We start from the raw sequence: 24,077 nt of genomic DNA, 5'->3' as shown, positions 1-24,077 counted from the left end.
CTTGAGAAGACAAGGTCTCGCTCAGGTGAACCCAAGCAGCCGCGTTCCCGCGGCGGAGAGGCCGGGTCATGGCAGCGGACCAGCGTGTCGAGCACGAGAACGAAGACGAGCAGGGGTACGAGTACGTGGAGACCGTCGTCATCGGCGCCGGGCAGCAAGGGTGCGGAGCGGCCGGGGCACTCCAGGAACGCGGACGCGAAGCCCTCGTCCTGGAGCGCGGCGAGATCGGCCAGGCCTGGGCCCACGAACGCTGGGACAGCCTGCTCATCGGCAGCGGCAACCAGTCGGTGCGGTTCCCCGGCTCGGACTACGACGGCGACGACCCCTACGGCTGTCCCTCGGGCCCCGAACTGGCCCGCGTCCTGCGCCGGTACGCGGCGGAACGAGGGCTCCGGGTGCGGCAGCACACCGCCGTGCGGAAGGTCGAGTGCCTGCCGGACGCCTCCGAACACGCCGACGAACGTTTCCGGACCCACCTGGCCTCCGGCGGCGTCGTCGGTTCCCGCAACCTCGTCGCGGCGGTGGGCGGTTACGCGGCTCCCCGCACCCCCGCCCTCGCCGCCGACGTCGCACGGTCCTTCCACCAGCTCCACTCCCGCGACTACCGCAACCCCGGGGCCCTGCCGGACGGGGCCGTCCTGGTGGTCGGCGCGGGCATCAGCGGCCAGCAGATCGCGGACGAGCTGGCGGCGTCCGGGCGCCGCACGTTCCTCTCGGTCGGCCGCCATCGCGCGTGGCCCCGCCGCTACCGGAGGCGCGGCATCCAGGAGTGGCTCCAGGCCCTGCCGCCCCTGTACGAGGAGTTCGGCGCGGCGGGCGGCGACGGCGGACCGGTTCTGCCAGGGCTGCCGGTCACCGCCGTGAACGACAGGACCGGTGACCTCAACGTCGGCGTCCTGGCCGCGAGGGGCGTCACCTTGGTCGGCTCGGTGCGCGCGGCGGACGGCGGCACGCTCCTGCTCAAGGACAACGTGGTCGCCACGGCGGCGGAGTCCGCGCGGTCGTTCCGGCGGGCCGTCGACCTGATCGACACCGTGCTCCGGGAACGCGGCTTCGCGGCCCCGGAGGAGAACCCGGCCCCGGCGGTGCCCCTGGACGGCGTGAGCGACTTCGGCGAGACCCTGGACCTGGCGCGGCACGGCATCACCACCCTCGTCTGGTGCGCCGGTCCCTCTCGTCACCGCGTAGGAACGCGCGCGAAAAGGGCCGTACCCCCCGGTCGACGCCCGGGGGGTACGGCCCTCAATTACCCGACCTGACCGCTTACTTGCGGATCAGGCTGCGCAGCACGTACTGCATGATGCCGCCGTTGCGGTAGTAGTCCGCCTCGCCGGGGGTGTCGATGCGGACGACCGCGTCGAACTCCACGCCGGTGTCGGTGGTGACCTTGACCGTGCGCGGGGTGGTGCCGTTGTTCAGCTCCTCGACGCCGGTGAAGGAGAAGGTCTCCTCGCCGGTCAGGCCGAGGGAGTCGGCGGACTGGCCCTCCGGGAACTGGAGCGGCAGGACGCCCATGCCGATGAGGTTCGAGCGGTGGATGCGCTCGTACGACTCGGTGATGACGGCCTTGACGCCGAGGAGCGCGGTGCCCTTGGCGGCCCAGTCGCGGGACGAGCCGGAGCCGTACTCCTTGCCGCCCAGGATGACCAGCGGGGTGCCCTGCTCGATGTAGTTGCGCGAGGCGTCGTAGATGAAGGAGACGGGGGCGTCCGCCTTCGTGAAGTCGCGGGTGAAGCCGCCCTCCGTGCCCGGCGCGAGCTGGTTGCGCAGGCGGATGTTGGCGAACGTGCCGCGGATCATGACCTCGTGGTTGCCGCGGCGCGAGCCGTAGCTGTTGAAGTCGCGGCGGGCGACGCCGTGCTCCGTGAGGTACTGGCCGGCCGGGGTGTCGGCCTTGATGGCACCGGCCGGGGAGATGTGGTCGGTGGTGACCGAGTCGCCCAGCTTGGCGAGGACGCGGGCGCCGGAGATGTCCTTGACCGGGGCCGGGTCCATCTGCATGCCCTCGAAGTACGGGGGCTTGCGGACGTAGGTGGACTCGGTGTCCCACTCGAAGGTGTTGCCGGTCGGGATCGACAGGGCCTGCCACTGGGCGTCGCCCGCGAACACGTCGGAGTAGGACTTGTTGAACATGTCCTCGCCGATGGAGTTGGCGACGACGTCGTTGACCTCGGCCTCGGTCGGCCAGATGTCGGCGAGGAAGACGGGCTTGCCGTCCTGGTCCGTGCCGAGCGCGTCCTTGGTGATGTCCACCTTCATCGAACCCGCGATGGCGTACGCGACGACCAGCGGCGGCGACGCCAGGTAGTTCATCTTGACGTCGGGGTTGATGCGGCCCTCGAAGTTCCGGTTGCCGGAGAGGACGGACGTCACGGCCAGGTCGTGGTCGTTGACGGCCTTCGAGACCTCCTCGGGCAGCGGGCCCGAGTTGCCGATGCAGGTGGTGCAGCCGTAGCCGACGAGGTTGAAGCCGACCTTGTCCAGGTACGGGGTGAGGCCCGCCTTGTCGAAGTAGTCGGTGACGACCTTCGAGCCCGGGGCGAGGGTGGTCTTGACCCACGGCTTGCGGGTCAGGCCCTTCTCGACGGCCTTCTTCGCGACGAGCGCGGCGGCGACCATCACGTACGGGTTCGACGTGTTGGTGCAGGAGGTGATGGCCGCGACCGTCACCGCACCGTGGTCGATCTCGTACGTCGAGCCGTCGGGGGCCGTGACCGTGGTCGGGTTCGACGGCACGCCGTTGCTGGTGGCGGGGGCGTCGGAGGCCGGGAAGGACTCCTCGCCCGCCTCGTCGGCGGTGGCGACGTAGTTGCGCACGTCGAGGGCGAACTGCTGGGCGGCGTTCGCGAGGACGATGCGGTCCTGCGGGCGCTTCGGACCGGCGATCGACGGGACGACCGTGGCGAGGTCCAGCTCCAGCTTCTCGGAGAAGTCCGGCTCGGCGGCCGGGTCGAGCCAGAGGCCCTGCTCCTTGGCGTACGCCTCGACGAGCGCGACCTGCTGGTCGGAGCGGCCGGTCAGACGCAGGTAGTTCAGGGTCTCGCCGTCGATCGGGAAGATCGCGGCGGTGGAGCCGAACTCCGGCGACATGTTGCCGATGGTGGCGCGGTTGGCCAGGGACGTGGCGGCGACGCCCTCGCCGTAGAACTCGACGAACTTGCCGACGACGCCGTGCTTGCGCAGCATCTCGGTGATCGTGAGCACCAGGTCGGTGGCGGTCGTGCCCGGCTTCAGCTCGCCGGTCAGCTTGAAGCCGACGACGCGCGGGATGAGCATCGAGACCGGCTGGCCCAGCATCGCGGCCTCAGCCTCGATGCCGCCGACGCCCCAGCCGAGGACGCCGAGGCCGTTGACCATGGTGGTGTGCGAGTCGGTGCCGACGAGGGTGTCGGGGTAGGCCTGGCCACCCCGGACCATGACCGTGCGCGCCAGGTGCTCGATGTTGACCTGGTGCACGATGCCGGTGCCCGGCGGGACGACCTTGAACTCGTCGAAGGCGGTCTGGCCCCAGCGCAGGAACTGGTAGCGCTCCTTGTTGCGGCCGTACTCCAGCTCGACGTTCTGGCCGAAGGCGTCCTTCGTGCCGAACTTGTCGGCGATGACGGAGTGGTCGATGACCAGCTCCGCCGGGGCCAGCGGGTTGATCTTCGCCGGGTCGCCGCCCAGCTCCTTCACGGCCTCACGCATCGTGGCGAGGTCCACGACACACGGCACGCCGGTGAAGTCCTGCATGATCACGCGGGCCGGCGTGAACTGGATCTCCTGGCTCGGCTGCGCCTGGGAGTCCCAGGAGCCGAGCGCGCGGATGTGGTCGGCGGTGATGTTCGCGCCGTCCTCGGTGCGGAGCAGGTTCTCCAGGAGAACCTTCAGGCTGTAGGGAAGGCGTGCGGAGCCCTCGACCTTGTCCAGCTTGAAGATCTCGTACGACTCGTCGCCCACGCGCAGCGTGGCGCGGGCGTCGAAGCTGTTCGCCGACACGACAGTCTCCTTCATATATGTGCGCAGTCCACCGCATCCTGCCGTCACAACTTCTCGCCGATCCGCTAAGGTAAGGCTAAGTTAGGTAACCCTTACCGGCGACTGCGGCGAAGGCGTGCGGCTGCGGCGCGCCTCGGCAGATATCTCGATGTCGAGATAACTCTAGTACATGACCCGCCGTGGCGACGAGGCGCGCCCCGCTGTCCTGTCTCAGTGAACCCTGGGCAGTCTCAGTCTTCTCTGGGCAAAGAGGCCTACGTCTCAGTCGTCTGTGGGCAAACGGTGTCGTGTCTCAGTCTTCTGTGGGCACCGATGTCTAGCCTTTCGTAGCTTCGCTGTACCTCGTAGGCGTTGGTTGCGGAGGCCGTGATGGATGCAGCGGACTTCTGGGTGACGATGACTGGGCCGGATGGTGCCCGGCGGCAGGGTCCGCTGAGTGTGATGTGGCCGCAGCGGTTCGAGGCGAGCAACCCGTCACGGTCCTTCCCCGCCTATCGCGGGCAGATCAATTTCACGGGCTGGTACTGGTCGGCCACCTGTCGGGGGCACGTCCCCTACGAGTCGTGGCTGGAGCGCGATCACCTCATCCGGCTTGACTTCGACCGCACGACGGTCGCCATGGCTGCCCAGCCGTTCAGGCTGGCCTGGGACGACGGTGTGGTGGGGCATCTGGAGCACACGCCGGACTTCTTCGTACGGCGGGGCGACGGGACGGGCTTGGTGGTGGATGTCCGGCCGGACGAGCGAGTCGACGAGCGCGATGCCGTGAGGTTCACCGGCACGCGGGGTGCGTGCGAGTTGGTCGGCTGGGACTACGAACGCGTGGGCGCCATGGAGGCGGTCCTCACCGCCAATCTGCGCTGGCTGGCGGGGTTCCGGCACACGCGGGTGATGCGCGAGGACACGGCCGCGGCTCTGCGCAAGGTGTTCGCGGGTGGAGCAGGTCTGCTGGAGGGTGCTCGGGCCGTGGGGGATCAGGTTCTGGTGCTTCCAGTGCTCTATCACCTGCTCTGGTGTCAGAACCTCGTGGTGGATCTGCAGGCGGCGGTGCTGTCGCCGTCAGCCTGGGTTACGCCGGGCTGGATCGGGTGGGAAGGGGACGGGGATGGTGACGCGTCCGCGACTGCTGTCGGTGGGTGATCGGGTCCGGTTCTCTGGCCGCGAGCACACGGTTGTGGCTTTGTCCGGATCGCTGGTTCGGCTGGTCGACGACGCGCAGGACGTCGCGGTGGTGCTGCTGCCGCAACTGCTGACGGTGTCGGACTTCGAGATCCTCAGTGCCGTCCCGGGTCGCCCGACCGTGTCGGCTGCCGACCTGTTGGACGGACTGCCCGAGGCGGTGGTGGAACGGGCGGAGTGGTGGCAGGAGCACCTGGTGGAGATGCTGACCGGCTACTCGCTGGCTGAACCAGACAAGCCGATGCGCGGAGAATATGACCCGACGGTTCGGTCTTTGCGGCAGCGGGAGCAGGCAAAGGTCGCCGAGCTGCGGGAGGACGGTCTGTCGGTGTCGTTGAGCTGGGTCCAGCAGCTACGGGCCCGGTTCGAGGCCAGGGGGCTCGCGGGGTTGGTTGACGGGCGTTGGCAGCTGCGTCCGCAGGTGACGGGCCGGGTCGATCCCCGAGTGGTGGCCGCGCTGGAGCAAGTGGTGGCGGACCAGGCCGAGCGGTCCACAGTGTCCGGGGCGGTGCTGCGGCACCGGATGGAGCGGGTGTTGGAGAACGAGCATGGCCGCGGTGTGGTGCCGCTGCCATCGCGGGCGACGTTCTACCGGCTGTTGTCCGCGATCGGTTCGGGCCGTCACACGCTCGGGGCGGCCCGCACGCGACGGTCACTGGCCAAGCGGCCGGATCGCGTGTTCGGGCAGGTGATTGCGGCCCGCCCGGGTGAGGTGATGGAGATCGACTCGACGCGGCTGGATGTACTGGTGGTGCACGATGACGGCACGGTGGACTCGTGTGAGTTGACCGGTCTGGTGGATCTGGCGACGCGGACGCTGGCGTCGGCGGTGTTGCGGCCGTCGACGAAGGCAGTGGATGCCGCGTTGCTGTTGGCGCGGGCGATGACGCCTGAACCGATGCGGCCTGGCTGGCCGGAGGGGCTTCGGATGACGCGTTCGGTGCTGCCGCATGCCTCGCTGCTGGACGTGGATTCCCGTCTGGCCCAGTCTGCCGCGGTTCCGGTGATCACGCCGGAGACGATCGTCTGCGACCGCAGCAGGGCGTTCCTCTCCGACACCTTCCGCCGGGCCTGCCACACCTTGGAGATCTCTCTGCAGCCGGCGCATCCGGACACCCCGACCGACAAGCCGCACATCGAGCGGACGCTGGGGTCTGTGGCGTCGATGTTCGCCCAGTTCCTACCCGGCCACAAGGGCCGCGGCACCGAGCATCGCGGCAAGGAGCCGGAGCAGGAAGCAGTGTGGTCCATCCACGAACTCCAGGCGCTGTTGGAGGAGTGGATCGTGGCCCGGTGGCAGACCCGGCCGCACGATGGGCTGCGGGATCCGTTGATGCCGGGCCGGCCGCTGAGCCCGAACGAGAAGTATGCGGTGCTGGTCGCGGCGGCCGGCCACGTCCCGGTCACGCTGTCGCCGACGGAGTACATCGAGCTGCTGCCGCTCACGCGGCGAACGCTGAACGCTTACGGCTTCAAGATCAACCATCGGATCTATGACGGCCCGGACCTGGGTGACCTGCGCCGCGAGTACTCCGGTTCCGGCCCGGACGGGCGCCGATGGCAGGTGCACTACGACCCCTACGACATCTCCCGCATCTGGGTACGGCATCCGCGCACACAGGACTGGATCACGGTGTTCTGGCGGCACCTGCGCACAGCTCTGGTCCCGATGGGTGAGCTGGCCTGGAACCACGCCCGCAAAGTGCTCGCCGAGCGCGGCGCGTCCGGCGAGGGCGAGGAGGAGATCGCCCGCGCTGCCGCAGAGTTGCTGGAGCGGATGGTCACCGGACCGGACAGGTCGCCGCAGAACCGTCCGAAGCGGGTGGCGTCACGGCGCCGCAGCGGACGGGTTGCCGCCCGCACGCGCGCCACGACCGATCCCGCCTATCCCAGGCCACAGGCCAGTGCCCCGGCCGATGCAGAGCAACAGGTGCAGGAGCCTGAGGTGCCGGAGAAGGTGGCCGACGTGATCCCGCTCGGCCTGTTCGATCCGCTTGAGGATCCCTGGAGGCGTTCATGAGCACCGAGCAGTCACAGGCCTCGCAGTCTGTGGCAGAACGGGATGCCAAGGCCCAGTTGCAGTTGACGACCTTGGAAGGATGGCGGGACTTCGTCACCGCCGCCCCCTCGCCGCCGATGTTGCTGACCGAGCATGAATACCGGGCGCTGACCGAGACGGAACGGGGTCTGGACGACGAGAACCGCATCGCCCACCACGCCCGCACGCAGGTGGTGGCCACTCCGACGATCCGGCACATCGTGACCTGCGGACGCCGCCAAGTGCTGATGAACCGGAACGAACGCGGCGCACGCCGCGGCCTGCTCGTGTCTGGACCGGCGGGCACCGGCAAGTCCATCGCTATCACTCAGCTCGGGCTCTCCCACGAACTGGTCGACCGGGCCCGGCACCCGGGCGTCACGGACCGCATCTCCACCCTCTACGTGACCGTCCCACCCGCGGCGACCGCCCGGATGATCGCGGCCGAGTTCGCCCGGTTCCTCGGCCTGCCGGTCCGCGCCCGGCTGAACATGACGGACATCATCGAAGCGGTGGTCGGCGTCCTCATCGACGCGCGCTGCAGCCTGGTGCTGGTCGACGAGGTCCACAACATCTCGCTGGCCACCCGCAACGGCGCCGAGGTGTCTGACACCCTCAAGTACTTCGCCGAACGGATCCCCGCCACGTTCGTCTATGCAGGGCTCGACCTGGATCAAAAGGGCCTGCTGGAAGGAACACGCGGCGCGCAGATCGCGGGACGCTTCACCCTGATCCGCACGGCTCCCTTCCCGCCCGGGGCTGATTGGAGCCGTCTGGTCGCCACCTTAGAGGACACCCTCTTACTGCGCCGACATCAGTCGGGCAGTCTGCGCCGGCTCGACGGCTGGCTGCACACTCACACCGGCGGAATGATCGGCGCCCTGTCCCATGCCATCCGCGGCGCGGCCATCGACGCAATCCTGACCGGCACCGAGAAGATCACCAAAGCCGGGATCCAGGCCATCCCGCTGGACTTCGCTGCCGAGTTCGACCGCCGTCAGAAGCTGGCGAAGGCAAAGCAACCATGACAGCGGCACCCTCCCGGCTGCCGATGACGCTCCGGCCGCGGCTGGGGGAGAGCACGGATTCGTACATCCGGCGTCTGGCCCGCGCCAACCATCTCACCCCCAGTTACCTCCACGGCTTCCTATGCGGGCCGCCGACCTGGTTCGGCAAGCCCCGCCTTACCCGGCTCGCCGCCACCACCGGCCACCCCGCCGCTGCCCTGCAGCACGCGCTGGCAGACGCCAGCTCTCCGCGACATCGCCGCAAGCCCGCTCCCGCCCATGCTGAGTGGCCCGAAGAAGTAACTCGCCGTCTCCGAAGTGTCCGCGACGATGCCGCCCATGGCCTGCCGCTGCCCATTCTGGCGGCGCGGCACGGCCTCGACCGGCGCATGGTGCGACTTGCACTCACCAGGGACCTTCCACGAACGCGTTCCGGGCCACGACCGCCCGGCACCGTCCTGACCCCGCTCAAGGCAGTGATCGATCCGATGGCGGACCATGGCTGTCGGCCTCGCGAGATCTGGACCCGGCTGATGAACGACTACGACACCTCGGTCAGCCTGTCGACGATCATCCTCTATCTTCGGGAACGGAGCTGCTGATGGCTCCCAACCGCCAACTCCCCAGAACCGTCCCGCTCTTCCGGGACGAGACGGTCGACTCGTTCCTTGCCCGGCTCGCCGCGGCCAACCACCTGGACATCGACGAACTCCGCGCGCTCCTCAGCGTCCGCATGCTGAAGAAGACCCCGATCACAGAGCTGCGACCGCCCCTGGCCACTCTCTCCAGCTTCACCGAACACCAATTGACCCTGGCTTTGCCCGAGTTCATCGCAACCCGAAACACCGACACCCCCGGCCTCATCGACCGACCCCTGCCCGAGGGCCACAACGCCCAGCGGCCGGCCTGTCGGCTCTGCGCCCACCGGGCAGGCATCACCAGCCCGGTGATCTGCTGGATGACCCATGACCGCAATGTCTGCCTGCGCCATCTGCTCTGGATCGGTGACGGCTGCCAACGGCCGGAAGAGCAGGTCAACGTCACCCCGCTTCCGGGCACGGTGCTCGCCCAGCGCCATCACCGCAACCTCATCGCCCGCCACGGACGCCGCTGGGTCGGCCTCGCGTTCCACAGCGCCAAGGAGATCTTCCTCGGCTGGAAGGAACGCTACGGATTCCATCCGGAGGAAGCCATCACACGGCGTCTCACCGCACTTTCCTACCCCTCAGGAAAATCGGTCGCCGACGACCTCGCGCTGGCAGCCGGATTTCACCGGGAGATCGTGCGACTCTCCGGACTACTCGCCTCTGATCACTGGGAACGCGTCGCCCTGCGCAAAGGCGGGCTCGCTCGATTCCTCGACGAGGTCAGCCACCGGAACATCCTGGGCGGTTACGAACTCGAAGACCGCTCGGATCCTCTCCTCCAGTGGATCCGAGATCGCGCGGGCAACTACAACATGGCTCTTCACTTCAACAGGTGGGAGATCTTGACCATCCTTTTCCACGAAGAGACGACCCGCCGCCTCACCAAACGGCCCGCAAAGGACCTCCGCACCTGTCCCCTGCCCCTTCCCTATTACTGAGGAGCATTAAGGGGTTCTGGCTGGACTTTTCGGCCGCAGCGGCTCACCCATCTGGGTTTCAGGGCCGCACGCTAGAGGTGCCGCACACACAGAAGCCGGAATCGGAGCCGCCGTGTGAGCTCACCCGGAAGGCCTAATCAGTCACACTGTCACCCTTTTCATCTGCTTCACCCGGCTCGACTTCGGAATCGGCTTGGGTATCGAGCACCTCCGGCTGCTCTTCATCGTCCTCAGCAACGGGGTTCCCGCCGCTTGTCGACTGAGTGACAACTGGCACGCCTACCTGAGGGATTGAAGTGGCGATGTCGAGTTTGGCCATTGCGGCAGCGGCCTGTTGAGCGAGGCGCAGCCCAGGATAATTGGCTGCTGCCCGCAAAGCGGCATTGTGAGCTGCCATCTGCTGGGCGAGCCTCAGACCAGGACCATTGATGAGTTTCTGGTTGGCAGCGATCTGTCGGGCAAGGCGCTGCGCTGGGCCATTCATGAGTGCCGCCTGCCGGACAGCGGCGTCCTGGGCAAGCCGCAGTGAGGCCAGATCCAGCTTTGCGAGCGATGGAGGCAGATGGTCGGTGCTCAAGCGTGCTAGTGGAGTCTGAACTGCCAGAAGGTTGCGCTTGGCGCCTGCCGCGATGTCGGCAACTCGCTTCTTGAGGCTCTGCAGGATCTTCATGCACGACTCGTCTCCGGTGTCCGGCGGCGACGGTTCCTCCAGCGCAAGGAGCGTCGGAGTCCCGCCGTCGCGAGTGGAGAAGAGAATCTTCGTTTCCCACACGCAGGCGATGTACCCGGAGAGCGTTTCCATCTCGTCGATCGCGAGGCCGTACAACAGCCATCGGACCTTGGCCGTGTACCACACGTCGTCTTCGATCCTGTGACCCGTGACGTCCGCGACGGTGAGCAGTTCAATATCGGGTTCCTCGCCCCACGCGTACCACTGCTCCACCACGGTGCCGTCGCCGAGACCAGCGAAACCGGTGAGGGTGCTGAGGCCCGCTGCCGCCTGGGCGACTCCTTCTCGGACGGACGGCGACTTCAGCAGTTCGAGCGCAGCGACCTCCGCGTCCGTCCCGGACACCGCCTCGGTGAACTGGGAGACGACCTGGTCGAAGTCCTGCAGCAGGGTAAGCCGGTGTTCCAGGCCACGGATGTCTTCGTTCAACGGGTACGGATAGCTGGTCCCGTCGCTGAAATCTTTGCTGTTGTTTGTGACGAAGTGGACGTGCTGATCCGGATTCTGCTCAAGGTACTCCAGGACAGAGAACCAGATCGCTGCATCGCGGCCGCCTTCGGAATGGTCCTTGCCTCGCTTTGCCGGCAGCAGAGCCATCGCCTCCCGCTGGAACGCCCTGCGGATGGCCCCGTCGCTGGTCTCGATCACCTCGAAGATCTCTCCGTAGACCTTTCGCCAGTGATCCAGGAAGCGCTCCAGGTCCAGCGGCTCCAGCGAGCTTTCCGGCTCCCAGGGCAGGATGTCCCGCAGCTTCTCCAGGGTGTTCAGGACCGCCTGGTACTTGACCGGGTAGAGATGCGCCTTATGGGCGGCCATTTCCTCAAGCACCATCCATGGAACAGCCACCCTGTGATGTCCCGATTTTCTCAACTTCCGGATGATGTCGGCACGTGCGCCTTCAGGCGACAGAAGGTTCACCGCGTTCGTATCAAAGATGATCAACCAGGGCCTCCCAGCCTCAAAGGGGAGGCAGTATCTCAAACTTTGTCTCGAGCAACGCAGCACCGCAGCCACCGGCATCGCACTACTCGGCTACTACCTGCACGTAAGCAAGCAGGCACTTGGCCTCCCGCTCAGCGCCCCTGGCGTAGCCTGCTCGTGAGCAAAGACCGTGACGATGCGTCCGATTCGGCTCCACACGCTACGAGGAGAGGGGAGCCGGACATGGTGAACAACGGGCAGACAGACACGGCCGTACTGGTGGCGATGCTCAGCGAGCGCGCCTCAGTGAACGTCCGGCTGGCCCTGGTCTCGGACGCACAACAGTGGCGACTGCACCATGGTCAGGTCGACTTGGACGACGACGCCCCCGTGACAGATCGGGCTTGGCGCTACAGCACGGCGACCTTCCTGGAACTGCGCCTGCCCGGCCCCACGGTCGCCGCGCTGATGCGGGGCGACGACCAGGACGTCCACGGCCTCCATGTCGTCTCCCCCGACCCGCCGTCCTCCACCGCCGCCACCTATCGGCTGCGCGGCCAGGAAGAATGGAACCGGGTGACCACGCCGTGGCCGCGCACCGAGTGGACCCTCAACCGGGACACCAACGCTCCCCAACCCGGCCACGGCCTGCTGGTAGGGGACGGCCCCTCCTTCCTGAACTTCGACCAAGCACTCAGCGCCTTCCTCCACCAGCGCCCCCACGACAACAACGCGGGCCGTTCGGACCTGTGGCGCATCGTCCAGCCACAGCGTGCAGGCTGGCTGTCGCAGATCACCATCGGACCCGACCTACTGACGGCCGTTGTCGACGGCGAGGCCCTGGACGGCACGGTTCTGGAGCTGAGCTGGGCGGCAGACAACGAGAACCGCTCCGTCGACGGAGCCGGCACTTACCGCTTCCCTCTGACCCAAGGACTCGCGCACGACAGCCTGTTGATGCTCCGCCGTGAAGACCAGTGGCTGGACTGGCGCAGCTTCCCCGCTCCCACGTACGGCCGCGCCCGCGATGCTTCGGTCGTCTGGGAGCAGCCCGGCCCCGAGTTGGAACTCCTCCTGGCGAACGGAGAGGGACAGCACCTGGAGTGCAAACGGGAGGTCCCAGAGGGCGACTCGCGGAAGAAAATGCTCAAGACCATCGCTGCCTTCGCATCGCGGGACGGCGGGACCATCCTCATCGGCGTTCGGGACGACCTGCAGATCGTGGGCCTGCCCGAGGGTTCGAACGTCGACAAGCAGGAACTCCAGGTCGTCAGCATGATCCGGGACAGCGTGGAACCGGCGCCGCCGTACGAGTCACACGTAATCGACCACGACGGCAAGAAGGTGCTCGCTATCGAGGTCTCCGGCGGGAGCCAGATGTACGCCTACCGCGACGGACAGCGCCAGGAGTTCTACGTCCGCGTGGGCCCGAATACGGTGCCTGCACGCCACCATGAGATCGCCGCCGGATTCCGGCGGATTCCGTCCAGCACAGCGTTCTGAGGACTGCCGCGTGGGCGTCGGCGCGCGCCGACGGAAGTCAGAATGAAGTGACGTCCCCTCAGTCCACGAGCAGTGTCCATGGTAATGCAGTGCGTTCGCGACGTCGGGATCCCTAAGCTTCTGCCATGGCAACAAGCGATCACGTTCTGCAGCTCGTCCGGCAGGCACTGGACGAGTTCGATGACAAGCCTCTGGAAGTGTCGGTCCGTCGTGCCGTGCGCATCGCGAGCCTGATGGGCGAGACCAAGTATGCGATTCGACTTTCGCTCGACCTCAAGACCATGGGTGGGGACCGCTCGACGAACGGCGAGATCTCCCGCATGCTCATGGAGGATCCATCGTCTTGGGGGTCGATGACAGGGCCCGCAGAGCAAGCCCTCAAGGCGTGGATGAATGACCGCAAGATCGAGGGCAGTGACAACATCGATGGCCACTCACTTACCGAACTGGAGTTCTGGGACAACGAACTTGGAGATCTCAAGAGGAGTGGAGAGAGGGTCGATTACGCGACCGATCTGAATACTCGCGAGCGGACGACACGGATCCTCGCTCGGACCCGGCACCTGACATTCGCCTTGCTGTGCTCCTGGGAACGCCGCCTCGATTACAGCAGCATCAACGAGTCCATCTTCGGCGGCTACCGCGTCAAGGTCGACGCGCTTCTTGCCGATGGCGTGCCGGGTCTCCTCCAGCAGTTCAACGCGGTCTACCGGAGACTCCAGGAAGCCTCCGAAGCCACCCCGGACCGGGACGCAGCGGAGGAGTTGTCACAGGCCATCACGACGTGCCGCCGCGTCCTCAAGGCAGTCGTCGACCACGTCCTGCCGCCGCAGGACCAGCCGTCCGCCACGGGACACCCTCTGGACGACGCCCATCACCGCCATCGGCTCTTCGAGTTCACCAAGCAGGCAATCGAGAGCAAGTCGAGTAACAAGCTTACCGACGTGATGATCGCGGGCCTCTACGAACGGTTCGTGGCCGTGGACACCATGACCAACAAGGCCGTCCACGCGGCCATGGCCTTCGAGACCGCCAATCTGTGCGCCCTGAACACCTACATCATCTGCGGCGAGATCATCAGCCTGCATGGCCTCCAAGAAGACGTGGCGTTGGATTCCGATTCAACCAGCGCACCGCCCGGGAACCGGCCGTAGTCACCCGCCATCACGAATCAGCCATCTCGGCCATCCTTACTCATACAGGATGCCCACGATCAATTGAGACGGGGCACTCGCTCCGGTCTCATCCGATCGTGGGCACCACAGGTCACTGTCCCGCTCTGCCCACGATCAAATGAGACGGAACACCCGCTGCCCTGTCACGGCGGAGGTCAGGCATGCCCTGACGCCGGGCGCGCCCGGGTCGGGCGGGCCCTCCTGTCGAGCGTGCGCTCATCGCGGCGGGCGCGCCTGTGGAGCGTGGGGCCGGGAGGTCCGTCCGGACGAGGTCCGCACATGCAGTGCCGCCGGTACGGCCGTCGGGCCGGGTGCCGGCGGGTCGGCGCTCTCGATCAGGGCGACCAGGCGGTCCACGGCCGCGCGGGCCATGAGTTCCGGGTTGAGGCTCACGGTGGTGACGGGCGGTGCGGTCTCCGTGTACCCCGGATCCTCGCTCGCACACACCAGGAGCAGGTCCTCGGGGATCCGCAGCCCGTGGCGGCGCGCGGCCGCGAGGAGCTGACGGCCGCCCGGGTCGTACGCGGCGTACACGGCGTCCGCGCGGTCGGCGCCGGTGAGCAGCCCGTCGAAGGCCAGGCCCTCGGCGTCGGCCTCTTCGAACCGCACGGCGCGGGCCGTGACGCCGTGCGCCGCGCACCACTCCTCGTACGTCTCCGTCACCACGCGCGCGTACGTCTCGGTGCCGCTGCCCGACTGCAGCGCGATGCGCCGGGCACCTGCTGCCGTCAGGTGGTCGAGGACCTGGCGGGTGGTGGCGGTGTGGTCGTTGTCGATCCAGTGGTCGCCCGCGCGCACGTCGCCGGGGACGCCGTCGAAGACGAGCGGGATGCCGCGGGCGCGCAGGGCCCGTGCCATCGGATCGCCCGGCGGGCTGTCGGCGATGAGCATGCCGTCGACGGCGAGCGTGTGCCAGGCCGCGTCCGCGACCCGGTGCGCGGGCAGCGTGGTGACCGCGTACCCGTGCGCGTGCGCGGCGGCGGTGGCCGCGGTGACGGCACGTGAGAAGTAGGCGATCTCGGTGTAGTTCCACGGGCCGGGGAACGTGGTGACGGCGATGCCGAGGGTGCGGGTGCGCGGGCCCGTGCGCGGGGCGCCGTAGCCGAGCGCGGTCGCGGTCGCGCGGACGCGCCGCCGGGTCGCTTCGGCGAGCCGCCCGGTGCCGTTGAGCGCGTGCGAGACGGTCGCGGTCGACACCTCGGCGGCGCGCGCGACGTCGGCGAGGGTCGGTCCGCTGTCCGGCACGGGGTCATCGTACGGATGCGGGGGCATGGCGGGACGGGAGTGCGGAATTCGTTGTCCGGGGTGGGTTCTGGTTAACGGGTTACTCACCGAACGTGCGGTCACTGCCCCGTCGACGTATGCGCCTTGGAGTGCCCATGTCTGCCGAGTCCGCCGAGTCCGCCGAGCCGTCCACACCGCTCGCGCCGAAGGCGTCATCCACGCCGTCGGTGCCGCCTGCGTTGTCGGTGCCGTCGGCGCCGACCGTGCCCTCATCGCCCTCCTCGTCCCCCTTGTCCTCCTCGTCCTCCTCGCCCTCCTCGTCCGTCGCGCGGCGCAGTCTGCTCGCCGCCGCCGGTGCCGTCGGCGCCGCCGGGCTCGTCGCCGCGGCCGGTGCCCCCGCCGCCGCCTCGGGCGGCGCCTCGGCCGGGCGCGGCGCCCGCCACCGTGCCGCGCTCGTCGTGCACAACGCCCGCGTGTTCACCGGCGTGCGCGGCTCCGGGCCCGCGCGGGCGGTCGCCGTCGGGCGGGACGGGCGGATCCTCGCGGTGGGGTCGGACGCCGAGGTGCGGCGGTTCGCCGGGCGGGACACCGAGGTCGTCGACGGGCGCGGCGGGAGTCTGCTCAGCGGGATCCATGACGGGCACGCCCACCCGACGGACGCGGCCGCGCGCTCGCTCCGGCCCTCGCTCGACGGCGCCGAGCAGACCGTGGCGGAGCTGCAGAAGACCCTCACCGGGTTCCTGAAGGAGACCCCGGGCGAGGGCGGGGGCGGCGAGCCCGACGGATGGCTCGTCGTGGAGGACTGGAACCCCGTGGGGCTGCTTCCGCGCGGCACCGCCCCGCACCACTCGATGCTCGACGCCCTGCCCACCCGGCGCCCGCTCGCCCTGCGCGGCGCCGACGGCCACAACATGTGGGTCAACCAGCGCGCCCTGGACATCGCGAAGATCACCGCCGCCACGCCGGACCCCGTCGGCGGCAAGATCGTGAAGGGCGCGGACGGCAAGCCCACCGGTGTGCTCAAGGACGACGCGCAGGCCCTGGTGTCCCGGCACATCCCCGAGCCCGACGAGGCCGCGCTCGTGGCCGCGGCCGCGAAGGTGTTCGCCGAGGCGGCGGCGTCCGGGATCACCACGTTCATGGAGGCGGTGTCGGGCGAGGACGAGCTGGCCCTGTACCGGGCGCTCGCCGCCGCGGGCAAGCTGCCGCAGCGGGTCGTGCCCGCGCTCCGGCTCACCTCCGAGCAGGCCAAGGACCCGCGCGCCTCGGTTGCGTACGTGAAGAAGCTGCGCGACGAGTTCGACGGGGTGCCCGGGCTCCGGTTCGGGACCGTCAAGGTGTTCCTCGACGGCGTCATCGAGTACCCGGCGCAGACCGCCGCGCTCCTGAAGCCCTATCTGGACAAGGACGGCAGGCCCACCGACCACCGCGGCGACCTGTATGTGACGGCCGCCGACCTCGGCCGCCTCACCGCAGCCCTCAACGCCGAGGGCTGGCAGCTGCACGCGCACGCCATCGGCGACCGTGCCGTGCGCACCGCACTCGACGGATACGCGTACGCCCTGCGCCGCACCGGCCGCCGCGACGTCCGCAACACCGTCGCGCACCTCCAGCTCGTCGACCCGGCCGACCTGCCCCGGTTCGCCGAACTCGGCGTCGTCGCCTGTATGCAGTTGCAATGGGCGACGCGGAACGCCTGGACGGTGGACACGCTGCTCCCCTACCTCGGCGCGGACCGGCACCGCTGGCTGTACCCGGCGCGCAGCCTGCAGGCGCACGGCGCGCACCTCTCGGGTGGCTCCGACTGGCCCGTCGACCCGCTCCAGGTGTGGAACCAGGTGCGCACGGCCGTCGACCGGCGCGGCACGGACGCCGAGGGAGAGGGCGACCTCTACCGCGCCAAGGAGGGCATCAGCCGGACGTCGTCGCTGCTCACGCACACCCTCGGCAGCGCGCGGCAGCTCCGTATGGCGCATCTCACCGGGACCGTCGAGTGCGGCAAGCTGGCGGATCTGGTGCTGCTCGACCGCGATGTGACGCGGTGTCCGGTGGCCGAGATCAGCGGCGCCGAGGTGCGTCTCACGCTGAGCGGGGGCACAGTGGTGCACGACGGTGAGTCGCCGTCGGGGCGCGCCGCCGCCGCTCGGGTGACGCGGGCGGCGGGGCGGCCCCGGGTGACCTGCGGCTGCGGCTGAGCGCGGGCGGCGAGTGGCCGGGCCCGGTGCGGCCCGGCTCAACTCCCGGGCGCCGGGCGGCTCCCGCGGGCGCGAGCGGGGCCGCGCGCTCCGCTCGGAACCGGTCACTCCACCAATGGCCCACCCCAACGCGTACGCCATCTCATATCTGAGATAGCCTGCACCCATGGCAGACGACTACCTCGTACGCATCGGCAAGCTCATTCGTGACGCCCGGCAGCACCGTGGCTGGACTCAGGCGCAGTTGGCCGAGGCGCTCAACACCAGCCAGAGCGCCGTCAACCGCATCGAGCGCGGCAACCAGAACATCAGCCTTGAGATGATCGCCCGTATCGGCGAGGCGCTCGACAGCGAGATCGTCTCGCTCGGCTATGCCGGTCCGATGCATCTGCGGGTCGTCGGCGGCCGTCGCCTCTCGGGCTCCATCGACGTCAAGACGAGCAAGAACGCCTGCGTCGCCCTGCTGTGCGCGTCGCTGCTCAACAAGGGCCGCACGGTGCTGCGCCGCGTCGCCCGCATCGAGGAGGTCTACCGCCTCCTGGAGGTCCTCAACTCCATCGGCGTGCGCACGCGTTGGATCAACGACGGCGTCGACCTGGAGATCGTGCCGCCCGCGAAGCTCGACATGGACGCCATCGACGCGGAGGCCGCCCGCCGCACCCGCTCGATCATCATGTTCCTGGGCCCGCTGCTGCACCGCATGGACCACTTCAAGCTGCCCTATGCCGGCGGCTGCGACCTCGGCACCCGCACGATCGAGCCCCACATGATCGCGCTGCGCCGCTTCGGCCTGGACATCGCCGCGACCGAGGGGCTGTACCACGCGGAGGTCGCCCGCGACGTCTCGCCCGACCGCCCGATCGTCCTGACCGAGCGCGGCGACACGGTGACGGAGAACGCGCTGCTCGCCGCCGCCCGCAGCGCCGGCACGACCGTCATCCGCAACGCCTCCTCCAACTACATGGTCCAGGACCTGTGCTTCTTCCTGGAGGCGCTCGGCGTCAAGGTCGAGGGCATCGGCACGACGACGCTGACCGTGCACGGCGTGCCGACCATCGACGTGGACGTGGACTACTCGCCGTCCGAGGACCCGGTCGAGGCGATGAGCCTGCTCGCCGCGGCCGTCGTCACCGAGTCCGAACTGACCGTCAAGCGGGTGCCGATCGAGTTCCTGGAGATCGAGCTCGCGGTCCTCGAGGAGATGGGCCTCGACCACGACCGGTCGCCGGAGTACGCGGCGGACAACGGCCGCACCCGCCTCATCGACCTCACCGTGCGCCCCTCCAAGCTGGAGGCGCCCATCGACAAGATCCACCCGATGCCCTTCCCGGGGCTCAACATCGACAATGTCCCCTTCTTCGCGGCCATCGCGGCGGCGGCCCAGGGCAAGACCCTCATCCACGACTGGGTCTACGACAACCGCGCGATCTACCTGACGGACCTCAACCGCCTGGGCGGCCGCCTCCAGCTGCTCGACCCGCACCGCGTCCTGGTCGAGGGCCCGACGCGCTGGCGCGCCGCCGAGATGATGTGCCCGCCCGCGCTGCGGCCCGCCGTGGTGGTGCTGCTCGCGATGATGGCGGCCGAGGGCACGTCGGTGCTCCGCAATGTGTACGTGATCAACCGCGGCTACGAGGAGCTGGCGGAGCGGCTGAACTCGGTCGGCGCGCAGATCGAGACGTTCCGGGACATCTGAGGCGTCCTGGCCGGTCGCTACCGGCCGTCGCTGGAGTCCGGGCGGGTCCCGGTGTGAAGGTGGGCCCCATGCCTTCTGCCGCCGTGACCCGCCCGTTCGCCGTCTGTGCCGCGCTCGCCCTGCTCGCGGGGTGCGGCTCCGGCGCCTCCGACGGCGACGGGTCCGGCAAGTCCGGCCGGGGCGCGTCCGCTTCACGGGCCCCGGACGTCGTGCCGACCGAGAGCCGTCCGCCCGCGCCCGGGCGCGGCTCCGGCGATCCGGACGACATCAACGGCGACGGCCGCCGCGACCTGCTCATGAAGGTGTCGGGGCCCGACCCCGCGAAGAACGGCGGCGGCCCGTCCCACCTCGCCGTGGTCTTCGGCACCGAGCGCGGCCCCGACCCGACGATCCGCAGCGTGTACTCCTCGCGCGAGCTCGGGCTGCCCGCCGTCGAGCCCCCGGCGACCGGGGCGGTGCTCCCGGAGACGACCGCCGACCTGGACGACGACGGCTTCCCCGACTTCCTCAGCACCGGCGGCGAGGAGATCCCCGAGGCGGAGCGCGGCCCCACCGGCTCGTCGCAGCGCCGGGTCCAGTACGTGACGTGGGGCGGCGCGGACGGACCGCGGCGCGACGCGAAGGCGACCCGGCTCCGGCTGCCCGCGCAGGACGCGGCGGAGGGCTACGCGGAGACGGTGCGCGGCGACTTCGACGGCGACGGGCGCCACGACCTGGCGGGGCTCCGCGCGGACGGCACGGCCGTGGCGCTGCTGTTCGGCCCGTTCACCCGCGGGGGCGCGGCGGCGCGCACGGAGCGGCGGGCGCTGGCCGAGGCGGGCCCGACGTCGTACGGCACCCTCCACGCGGACGAGCTGCCCGCCACGGGCAAGCCCCGCACCACCGGTGTGTTCGTGCACTACGGCAACGACGGCGAGCAGTCCGCGGGCGAGTACTTCGCCGCCCGCCCCGGCGGCGGCCTCCCCGCCACCGGCCGCACCGTCCGCAAGGGGAACGGGCACGCCTTCGGCGACTTCGACGGCGACGGCACCCGCGACCTCGCCGTCGGCGACGACGGCGGCCGCAACAACGAACCGGGCGCCTCCAAGGAGGACGCCGACGTCCACGGCAGCTACGCCGTCTACCCCGGTGACAACGGCACCGTCCGCACCTACCTGCCGCCCGAAGGCGCCCGCCAGGGCTCGTACACGGCCGTCGACCCCGACGGCGACGGCCGCGACACCCTGCTGCGCGGCACACCGCGCGACCCGGTCCTCATCGACGGCGACCGCCGCGTCGGCCAGCTCGTCCGCAGGCCGCCCGCCCGCGTCGACGACACCCGCATCCCCGCCGGCAGCGGCACCCACCAGGTGCACACCGCCGCCGACTTCGACGGCGACGCCAAGGACGAGGTGGTCCTCTCCTGGACGTCGACGAGACTCACCGCCGTCTACAGTACGGAGCCGACGCACTGGTGGGTCACGGACGGCGTGAGCGCGAAGGACGACGCGGCGTTCTCCTCACGGAGGTTCGCGCGGCGGGGGTGAGGCGGGTGGGCGCGGCGGGGGTGAGGCGGCTGGGCGCGGCGGGCTGCTCTCAAGCCGCCGGGCTCCTCCTCGGAAGGCTCTGGGGAGCGGCGGTCCGGGCAGGCGCCGCGGTGGTGGTGGCGTCCCCCACCGTCTCGGCGACACGGCCAGCCAGGTCCTCCCACGGACGCGGAGCGACGACCGGCACACCGGCGGCCCGCGCCTGCGCGGCGAGCCATCGGCCGTACAGCACGCTGACGCGTGCGCGATGGCGCTGGGGTCCGGCCTCCGGCTCCCGGCGCAGGTAGTTGGCCGTCACCTGTCCCTCGTCGTCCTCGTGGAGAAAGACGGCACGGACCGGACCGTGGGGCGTCGCCGGTCCGGGCAGGACGTAGTCCCCTTCCAGGATCACCGGGGTGTCGGTGCCCACATGGTTGGCCACCACGGCCTCGATCGCCGGCTCCAGCGCCTTGGAGATCGCGATCTGCCGCTCGACCACCGACTCGGGCGTCCGGTGGGCGGCCTCCGGGTGAGTGCGCCAGAAGTGGACCTCCGGCAGGTGCTCGGGCAGCGTCACCGCGAGGAGTGCCTCCACGATGTCGTCGACCTCCACGACGGGGACGTCGTACCGTCGCGCCAATGCCCGCCCGACACCGGTCTTCCCCATCCCCGACGCACCCCCGACGACGAGCACCCGCCAGTCGGGAGGACCCTTCACCGCATCCCTACCGTCCACGCGGGCAGGGTACTGCAGCCGCTCATTTCACCTGGGCCACACCAGCCGCAGCGGTCCCCGCTCGGGGAACGGCCGCGGTGGCCGTTCCCCGGCGACTGCCCATGAAGGACACGCTCAGCCCTTGTCCACGAACTCCCTGATCGCGTCGGCCAGACCGTCGGGGCGGTCGAGGGGGATCAGGGTGCCGCAGCGGTCCAGTTCGACCAGGTGGCCCTGGGGCAGCAGTGCGGCCAGTCTGCTGCCGTGTTCGGGGGGCATCATGCGGTCCTGCCTGCCCCAGACGACCAGAGCGGGGCGGTCGTAGGCGCGCAGGCCCTCGACGGCTGCCATCATGTCCGTCTTGGTGACGGACCGGAGGTAGTCGACCAGGACGCGGCGCGCGGCGGGGTTCTTGCGCAGGGGTTCGATCCAGTGGTCGATCAGGTCGTGCGGGACGGGGCGGTGGGCCATCACGGCGTACCCGGTGCCGGGCACGCGCCGCAGGGGGCGGACGGCGAGGCCGTGCGCGAGCAGGGCGATGCCGCCGGGGATCCGGGACGCCACGTCGAGGAGCTTGCCGCCCGCGCCCGGCGGATAGTTGTCGAAGGCCTCGCAGCCCGCGATCACCAAGCGGCCCACGCGCTCGGGCCGCTCCGTGACCAGTTGCTGGAGCCGACCGCCGTCGTTCTCGACGAACACCGTCTCGTCGCCGAGCGCGAGGGCGTCCGCGAACTCGCCGACGAGCAGCGCCATCGTGCGCGGCGTGAGCGCGGCGCCCGGCTTCAGCGGCAGGCGATGGCTGCCGTACGGGAGGGTCGGCACCAGGCAGCGGAAGGCGGCGCCGAGCCGGTCGACGACGTGCCGCCACACCGTGCCGTCCTGGGCGGGCCCGTGCACGAGGACGACGGGCACGCCGTCCCCGCCGCTGTCCTCGTACGCGATCGGGCCCACGCCGAGTTCGACCTGCGGCATCAGTCGACCACCGCGATCCCGTCCAGCTCCACCAGGCACTCCTCGTCCCACAGCCGCACCGCGCCGATCACCGCCATCGCGGGGTAGTCGCGGCCCGCCAACCGCTTCCAGATCCGGCCGAGTTCGGGGGCGTGGGCGCGGTAGTCGGCGACGTCGGTGGCGTACACCGTGACGCGGGCGAGGTCGGCCGGGGTGCCGCCCGCGGCGGCGAGGGCGGCCAGGAGGTTGGTGAGGGCCAGCTCGAACTGGGCCGGGAGGCTCCCGCCGACGACCTTGCCGTCGGTGTCGAGGGCGGTCTGCCCGGCGAGGAAGACCAGACGGCCGCCGGTGGCGACGACGGCGTGCGAGAAGCCGGTGGGTGGGGAGAGGTCGGCGGGGTTGAGTCGGTCGAGGCTCATGCGGTGGTGCGCTCCTTCGTGGTCACGTGCGCTGGAGTTGCCGCTGCCGCGTTCGGTGCCGCAGTCCCGGACGCTACCCCTGCCCCCGGGCCGCCGGGTCGGCGGCCCCCGCACCCGCCGCCCGCCCTCCGTACAACTCCTTGGCGATGACGGCCCGTTGGACCTCGCTCGCGCCCTCGTAGATGCGCGGGGCCCGCACCTCGCGGTACAGGTGCTCCAGGAGGTGGCCGTGGCGCAGCGCGCGGGCGCCGTGCAGTTGGACGGCGGTGTCGACGACGAACTGGGCGGTCTCCGTGGCGAACAGCTTCGCCATCGCCGCGCGCCCCGCGATGTCCGGCTCGTCGCGGTCGTACGCCGCCGCGGCCGCGTACACGAGGAGGCGGGCCGCCTCCGTGCGCGTCGCCATCTCGGCCACCTGGTGGGACACCGCCTGCAGGTCCTTGAGCTTGCCGCCGAAGGCGTCCCGCCCCGCGGTGTGCGCGAGGGTGGCGTCGAGGGCGGCCTGGGCCATGCCGACGGCGAACGCGCCGACGCTGGGCCGGAAGCGGTTGAGGGTGGTCATGGCGACGCGGAAGCCGCGGTCGCGCTCGCCGAGGGCGTCGTCGGCGCCGACGCGCACCCCGTCGAAGGTGAGCGTGCCGATCGGGTGCGGCGAGAGCATCGCGAGGGGGGTGCCGGTCAGGCCCGCGCGGTCGGCGGGGACGAGGAAGGCGGTGACGCCGCGGGCGCCCGCGTCCGGGGTCGTGCGGGCGAAGACGGTGTAGAAGTCGGCCTCGGGTGCGTTCGAGATCCAGGACTTCTCGCCGGTCAGATGCCAGCCGCCGGACCCGTCGGGCTCGGCGGCCAGGGCGAGGGCGGCCGCGTCGGAGCCCGCGCCGGGCTCGGAGAGGGCGAAGGCGGCGACGGCACGGCCCGCGCGCACGGGCGGCAGCCAGCGCTCGCGCTGCGCCGGGGAGCCGTGCGCGTGCACGGGGTGGGCGCCGAGGCCCTGCAGGGCGAGGGCGGTCTCGGCCTCCGTGCAGCCGCGGGCCAGGGACTCCCGCAGCAGGCACAGGTCGAGCGCCCCGGAGTCGAACAGGGCGTCCAGGAGGCCCAGTTCGCCGAGCTCCTGGACCAGGGGGCGGTTCACCCGGCCGGGGTCCCCCTTGTCGGCGAGGGGGAGCAGCCGCTCGGCGGTCAGCTCCCGCAGCCGTTCACACCGGGCGATCTCTTCCGGATTGAGCGAGAATGCGGTCATCCCGGTCCTCTCCCCTCGC

At 70.1% G+C, this 24,077-nt stretch carries 18 protein-coding genes; 11 read left to right on the top strand and 7 right to left on the bottom strand.

Going from position 1 to position 24,077, the window contains the following annotated elements:
- The first annotated feature begins 68 nt into the window (after positions 1–68).
- Positions 69–1,259, top strand: a complete 1,191-nt coding sequence (locus OO63_RS07280) for an NAD(P)-binding domain-containing protein (RefSeq protein WP_051810638.1) — start codon at positions 69–71, stop codon at positions 1,257–1,259.
- 4 nt (positions 1,260–1,263) lie between these two features.
- Here OO63_RS07280 and acnA read toward each other — a convergent pair whose 3' ends face one another.
- Positions 1,264–3,978 (bottom strand): aconitate hydratase AcnA, encoded by a 2,715-nt coding sequence (gene acnA / locus OO63_RS07275; RefSeq protein WP_030357234.1) that lies wholly within the window; start codon positions 3,976–3,978, stop codon positions 1,264–1,266.
- Between the two features lie 369 nt (positions 3,979–4,347).
- Between acnA and OO63_RS07270 the strand changes: the two genes are divergently transcribed.
- The 5 genes from OO63_RS07270 to OO63_RS42080 are packed head-to-tail and all read left to right on the top strand — an operon-like array spanning position 4,348 to position 9,787.
- Positions 4,348–5,118 carry a TnsA-like heteromeric transposase endonuclease subunit gene (locus OO63_RS07270; protein ID WP_030357235.1) on the top strand — a complete coding sequence of 257 codons (771 nt, stop codon included), beginning with the start codon at positions 4,348–4,350 and terminating at the stop codon, positions 5,116–5,118.
- Positions 5,084–7,177 carry a Mu transposase C-terminal domain-containing protein gene (locus tag OO63_RS07265; protein WP_030357236.1) on the top strand — a complete coding sequence of 698 codons (2,094 nt, stop codon included), beginning with the start codon at positions 5,084–5,086 and terminating at the stop codon, positions 7,175–7,177. Before OO63_RS07270 ends, OO63_RS07265 begins: the two co-directional genes overlap by 35 nt.
- The gene (locus OO63_RS07260) at positions 7,174–8,223 is read left to right on the top strand and encodes a TniB family NTP-binding protein (RefSeq protein WP_078618986.1); all 1,050 of its coding nucleotides are present in this window, start codon (positions 7,174–7,176) and stop codon (positions 8,221–8,223) included. Before OO63_RS07265 ends, OO63_RS07260 begins: the two co-directional genes overlap by 4 nt.
- Positions 8,220–8,804 carry a TniQ family protein gene (locus OO63_RS43225; RefSeq protein ID WP_078618985.1) on the top strand — a complete coding sequence of 195 codons (585 nt, stop codon included), beginning with the start codon at positions 8,220–8,222 and terminating at the stop codon, positions 8,802–8,804. The genes OO63_RS07260 and OO63_RS43225 overlap by 4 nt, the downstream gene beginning before the upstream one ends.
- Positions 8,804–9,787 carry a TniQ family protein gene (locus OO63_RS42080; RefSeq protein WP_030357238.1) on the top strand — a complete coding sequence of 328 codons (984 nt, stop codon included), beginning with the start codon at positions 8,804–8,806 and terminating at the stop codon, positions 9,785–9,787. The genes OO63_RS43225 and OO63_RS42080 overlap by 1 nt, the downstream gene beginning before the upstream one ends.
- 133 nt (positions 9,788–9,920) lie before the next feature.
- On the opposite strand, the gene OO63_RS42075 is transcribed toward OO63_RS42080, so the two are convergent.
- Positions 9,921–11,459 carry a PIN domain-containing protein gene (locus OO63_RS42075; RefSeq protein WP_157853959.1) on the bottom strand — a complete coding sequence of 513 codons (1,539 nt, stop codon included), beginning with the start codon at positions 11,457–11,459 and terminating at the stop codon, positions 9,921–9,923.
- Between the two features lie 222 nt (positions 11,460–11,681).
- On the opposite strand from OO63_RS42075, the gene OO63_RS07245 reads away from it, so the two are divergent.
- Together OO63_RS07245 and OO63_RS07240 are read left to right on the top strand one after the other, a co-directional pair.
- Complete coding sequence (locus OO63_RS07245) at positions 11,682–12,941, top strand: AlbA family DNA-binding domain-containing protein (RefSeq protein ID WP_030357240.1); 1,260 nt, start codon at positions 11,682–11,684, stop codon at positions 12,939–12,941.
- A gap of 125 nt (positions 12,942–13,066) precedes the next feature.
- Positions 13,067–14,095: a hypothetical protein gene (locus OO63_RS07240; protein ID WP_030357241.1), complete on the top strand. Its 1,029-nt coding sequence runs from the start codon at positions 13,067–13,069 to the stop codon at positions 14,093–14,095.
- Positions 14,096–14,332: 237 nt separating this feature from the next.
- On the opposite strand, the gene OO63_RS07235 is transcribed toward OO63_RS07240, so the two are convergent.
- A complete protein-coding gene (locus OO63_RS07235; RefSeq protein WP_033263918.1) occupies positions 14,333–15,361 on the bottom strand; it encodes a LacI family DNA-binding transcriptional regulator in 1,029 nt (342 codons plus the stop codon).
- 134 nt (positions 15,362–15,495) lie between these two features.
- Here OO63_RS07235 and OO63_RS07230 point away from each other — a divergent pair, with 134 nt between their 5' ends.
- The 3 genes from OO63_RS07230 (at position 15,496) to OO63_RS07220 (ending at position 20,757) form a co-directional block, all read left to right on the top strand.
- Entirely contained in the window at positions 15,496–17,535 is a 2,040-nt protein-coding gene (locus OO63_RS07230) for an amidohydrolase (RefSeq protein ID WP_234311077.1), read from the top strand.
- Positions 17,536–17,701: 166 nt separating this feature from the next.
- A complete protein-coding gene (locus OO63_RS07225) occupies positions 17,702–19,231 on the top strand; it encodes a UDP-N-acetylglucosamine 1-carboxyvinyltransferase (RefSeq protein WP_030357244.1) in 1,530 nt (509 codons plus the stop codon).
- Positions 19,232–19,299: 68 nt separating this feature from the next.
- Complete coding sequence (locus OO63_RS07220; protein ID WP_030357245.1) at positions 19,300–20,757, top strand: hypothetical protein; 1,458 nt, start codon at positions 19,300–19,302, stop codon at positions 20,755–20,757.
- 49 nt (positions 20,758–20,806) lie between these two features.
- Here OO63_RS07220 and OO63_RS07215 read toward each other — a convergent pair whose 3' ends face one another.
- The 4 genes from OO63_RS07215 to OO63_RS07200 all read right to left on the bottom strand — a co-directional run bounded on the left by OO63_RS07215 (position 20,807) and on the right by OO63_RS07200 (position 24,058).
- Complete coding sequence (locus OO63_RS07215; RefSeq protein ID WP_234311078.1) at positions 20,807–21,472, bottom strand: hypothetical protein; 666 nt, start codon at positions 21,470–21,472, stop codon at positions 20,807–20,809.
- Between the two features lie 114 nt (positions 21,473–21,586).
- Positions 21,587–22,423, bottom strand: coding sequence for an alpha/beta fold hydrolase (locus tag OO63_RS07210; protein WP_030357247.1), 837 nt, complete (start codon positions 22,421–22,423; stop codon positions 21,587–21,589).
- The gene (locus OO63_RS07205) at positions 22,423–22,821 is read right to left on the bottom strand and encodes a RidA family protein (RefSeq protein ID WP_030357248.1); all 399 of its coding nucleotides are present in this window, start codon (positions 22,819–22,821) and stop codon (positions 22,423–22,425) included. The genes OO63_RS07210 and OO63_RS07205 overlap by 1 nt, the downstream gene beginning before the upstream one ends.
- Positions 22,822–22,894: 73 nt before the next feature.
- Complete coding sequence (locus OO63_RS07200; protein WP_051810633.1) at positions 22,895–24,058, bottom strand: acyl-CoA dehydrogenase family protein; 1,164 nt, start codon at positions 24,056–24,058, stop codon at positions 22,895–22,897.
- Between the last annotated feature and the right edge of the window lie 19 nt (positions 24,059–24,077).

The sequence above is a fragment of the Streptomyces alboflavus genome (assembly GCF_000716675.1).
Lineage (GTDB): Bacteria > Actinomycetota > Actinomycetes > Streptomycetales > Streptomycetaceae > Streptomyces > Streptomyces alboflavus.
This window is presented reverse-complemented; position numbering and strand designations above follow the sequence as displayed.

Excerpts from the sequence above, each read along its gene's own strand:
- OO63_RS07280 (WP_051810638.1), top strand. The coding sequence starts at position 69 with ATGGCAGCGGACCAGCGTGTCGAGCACGAGAACGAAGACGAGCAGGGG.
- OO63_RS07220 (WP_030357245.1), top strand. The coding sequence starts at position 19,300 with ATGCCTTCTGCCGCCGTGACCCGCCCGTTCGCCGTCTGTGCCGCGCTC.
- OO63_RS43225 (WP_078618985.1), top strand. The coding sequence starts at position 8,220 with ATGACAGCGGCACCCTCCCGGCTGCCGATGACGCTCCGGCCGCGGCTG.
- OO63_RS07200 (WP_051810633.1), bottom strand. The coding sequence starts at position 24,058 with ATGACCGCATTCTCGCTCAATCCGGAAGAGATCGCCCGGTGTGAACGG.
- OO63_RS07225 (WP_030357244.1), top strand. The coding sequence starts at position 17,702 with ATGGCAGACGACTACCTCGTACGCATCGGCAAGCTCATTCGTGACGCC.
- OO63_RS07210 (WP_030357247.1), bottom strand. The coding sequence starts at position 22,423 with ATGCCGCAGGTCGAACTCGGCGTGGGCCCGATCGCGTACGAGGACAGC.
- OO63_RS07230 (WP_234311077.1), top strand. The coding sequence starts at position 15,496 with ATGTCTGCCGAGTCCGCCGAGTCCGCCGAGCCGTCCACACCGCTCGCG.
- OO63_RS07260 (WP_078618986.1), top strand. The coding sequence starts at position 7,174 with ATGAGCACCGAGCAGTCACAGGCCTCGCAGTCTGTGGCAGAACGGGAT.
- OO63_RS42080 (WP_030357238.1), top strand. The coding sequence starts at position 8,804 with ATGGCTCCCAACCGCCAACTCCCCAGAACCGTCCCGCTCTTCCGGGAC.
- OO63_RS07205 (WP_030357248.1), bottom strand. The coding sequence starts at position 22,821 with ATGAGCCTCGACCGACTCAACCCCGCCGACCTCTCCCCACCCACCGGC.
- OO63_RS07240 (WP_030357241.1), top strand. The coding sequence starts at position 13,067 with ATGGCAACAAGCGATCACGTTCTGCAGCTCGTCCGGCAGGCACTGGAC.
- OO63_RS07265 (WP_030357236.1), top strand. The coding sequence starts at position 5,084 with ATGGTGACGCGTCCGCGACTGCTGTCGGTGGGTGATCGGGTCCGGTTC.
- OO63_RS07270 (WP_030357235.1), top strand. The coding sequence starts at position 4,348 with ATGGATGCAGCGGACTTCTGGGTGACGATGACTGGGCCGGATGGTGCC.
- OO63_RS07245 (WP_030357240.1), top strand. The coding sequence starts at position 11,682 with ATGGTGAACAACGGGCAGACAGACACGGCCGTACTGGTGGCGATGCTC.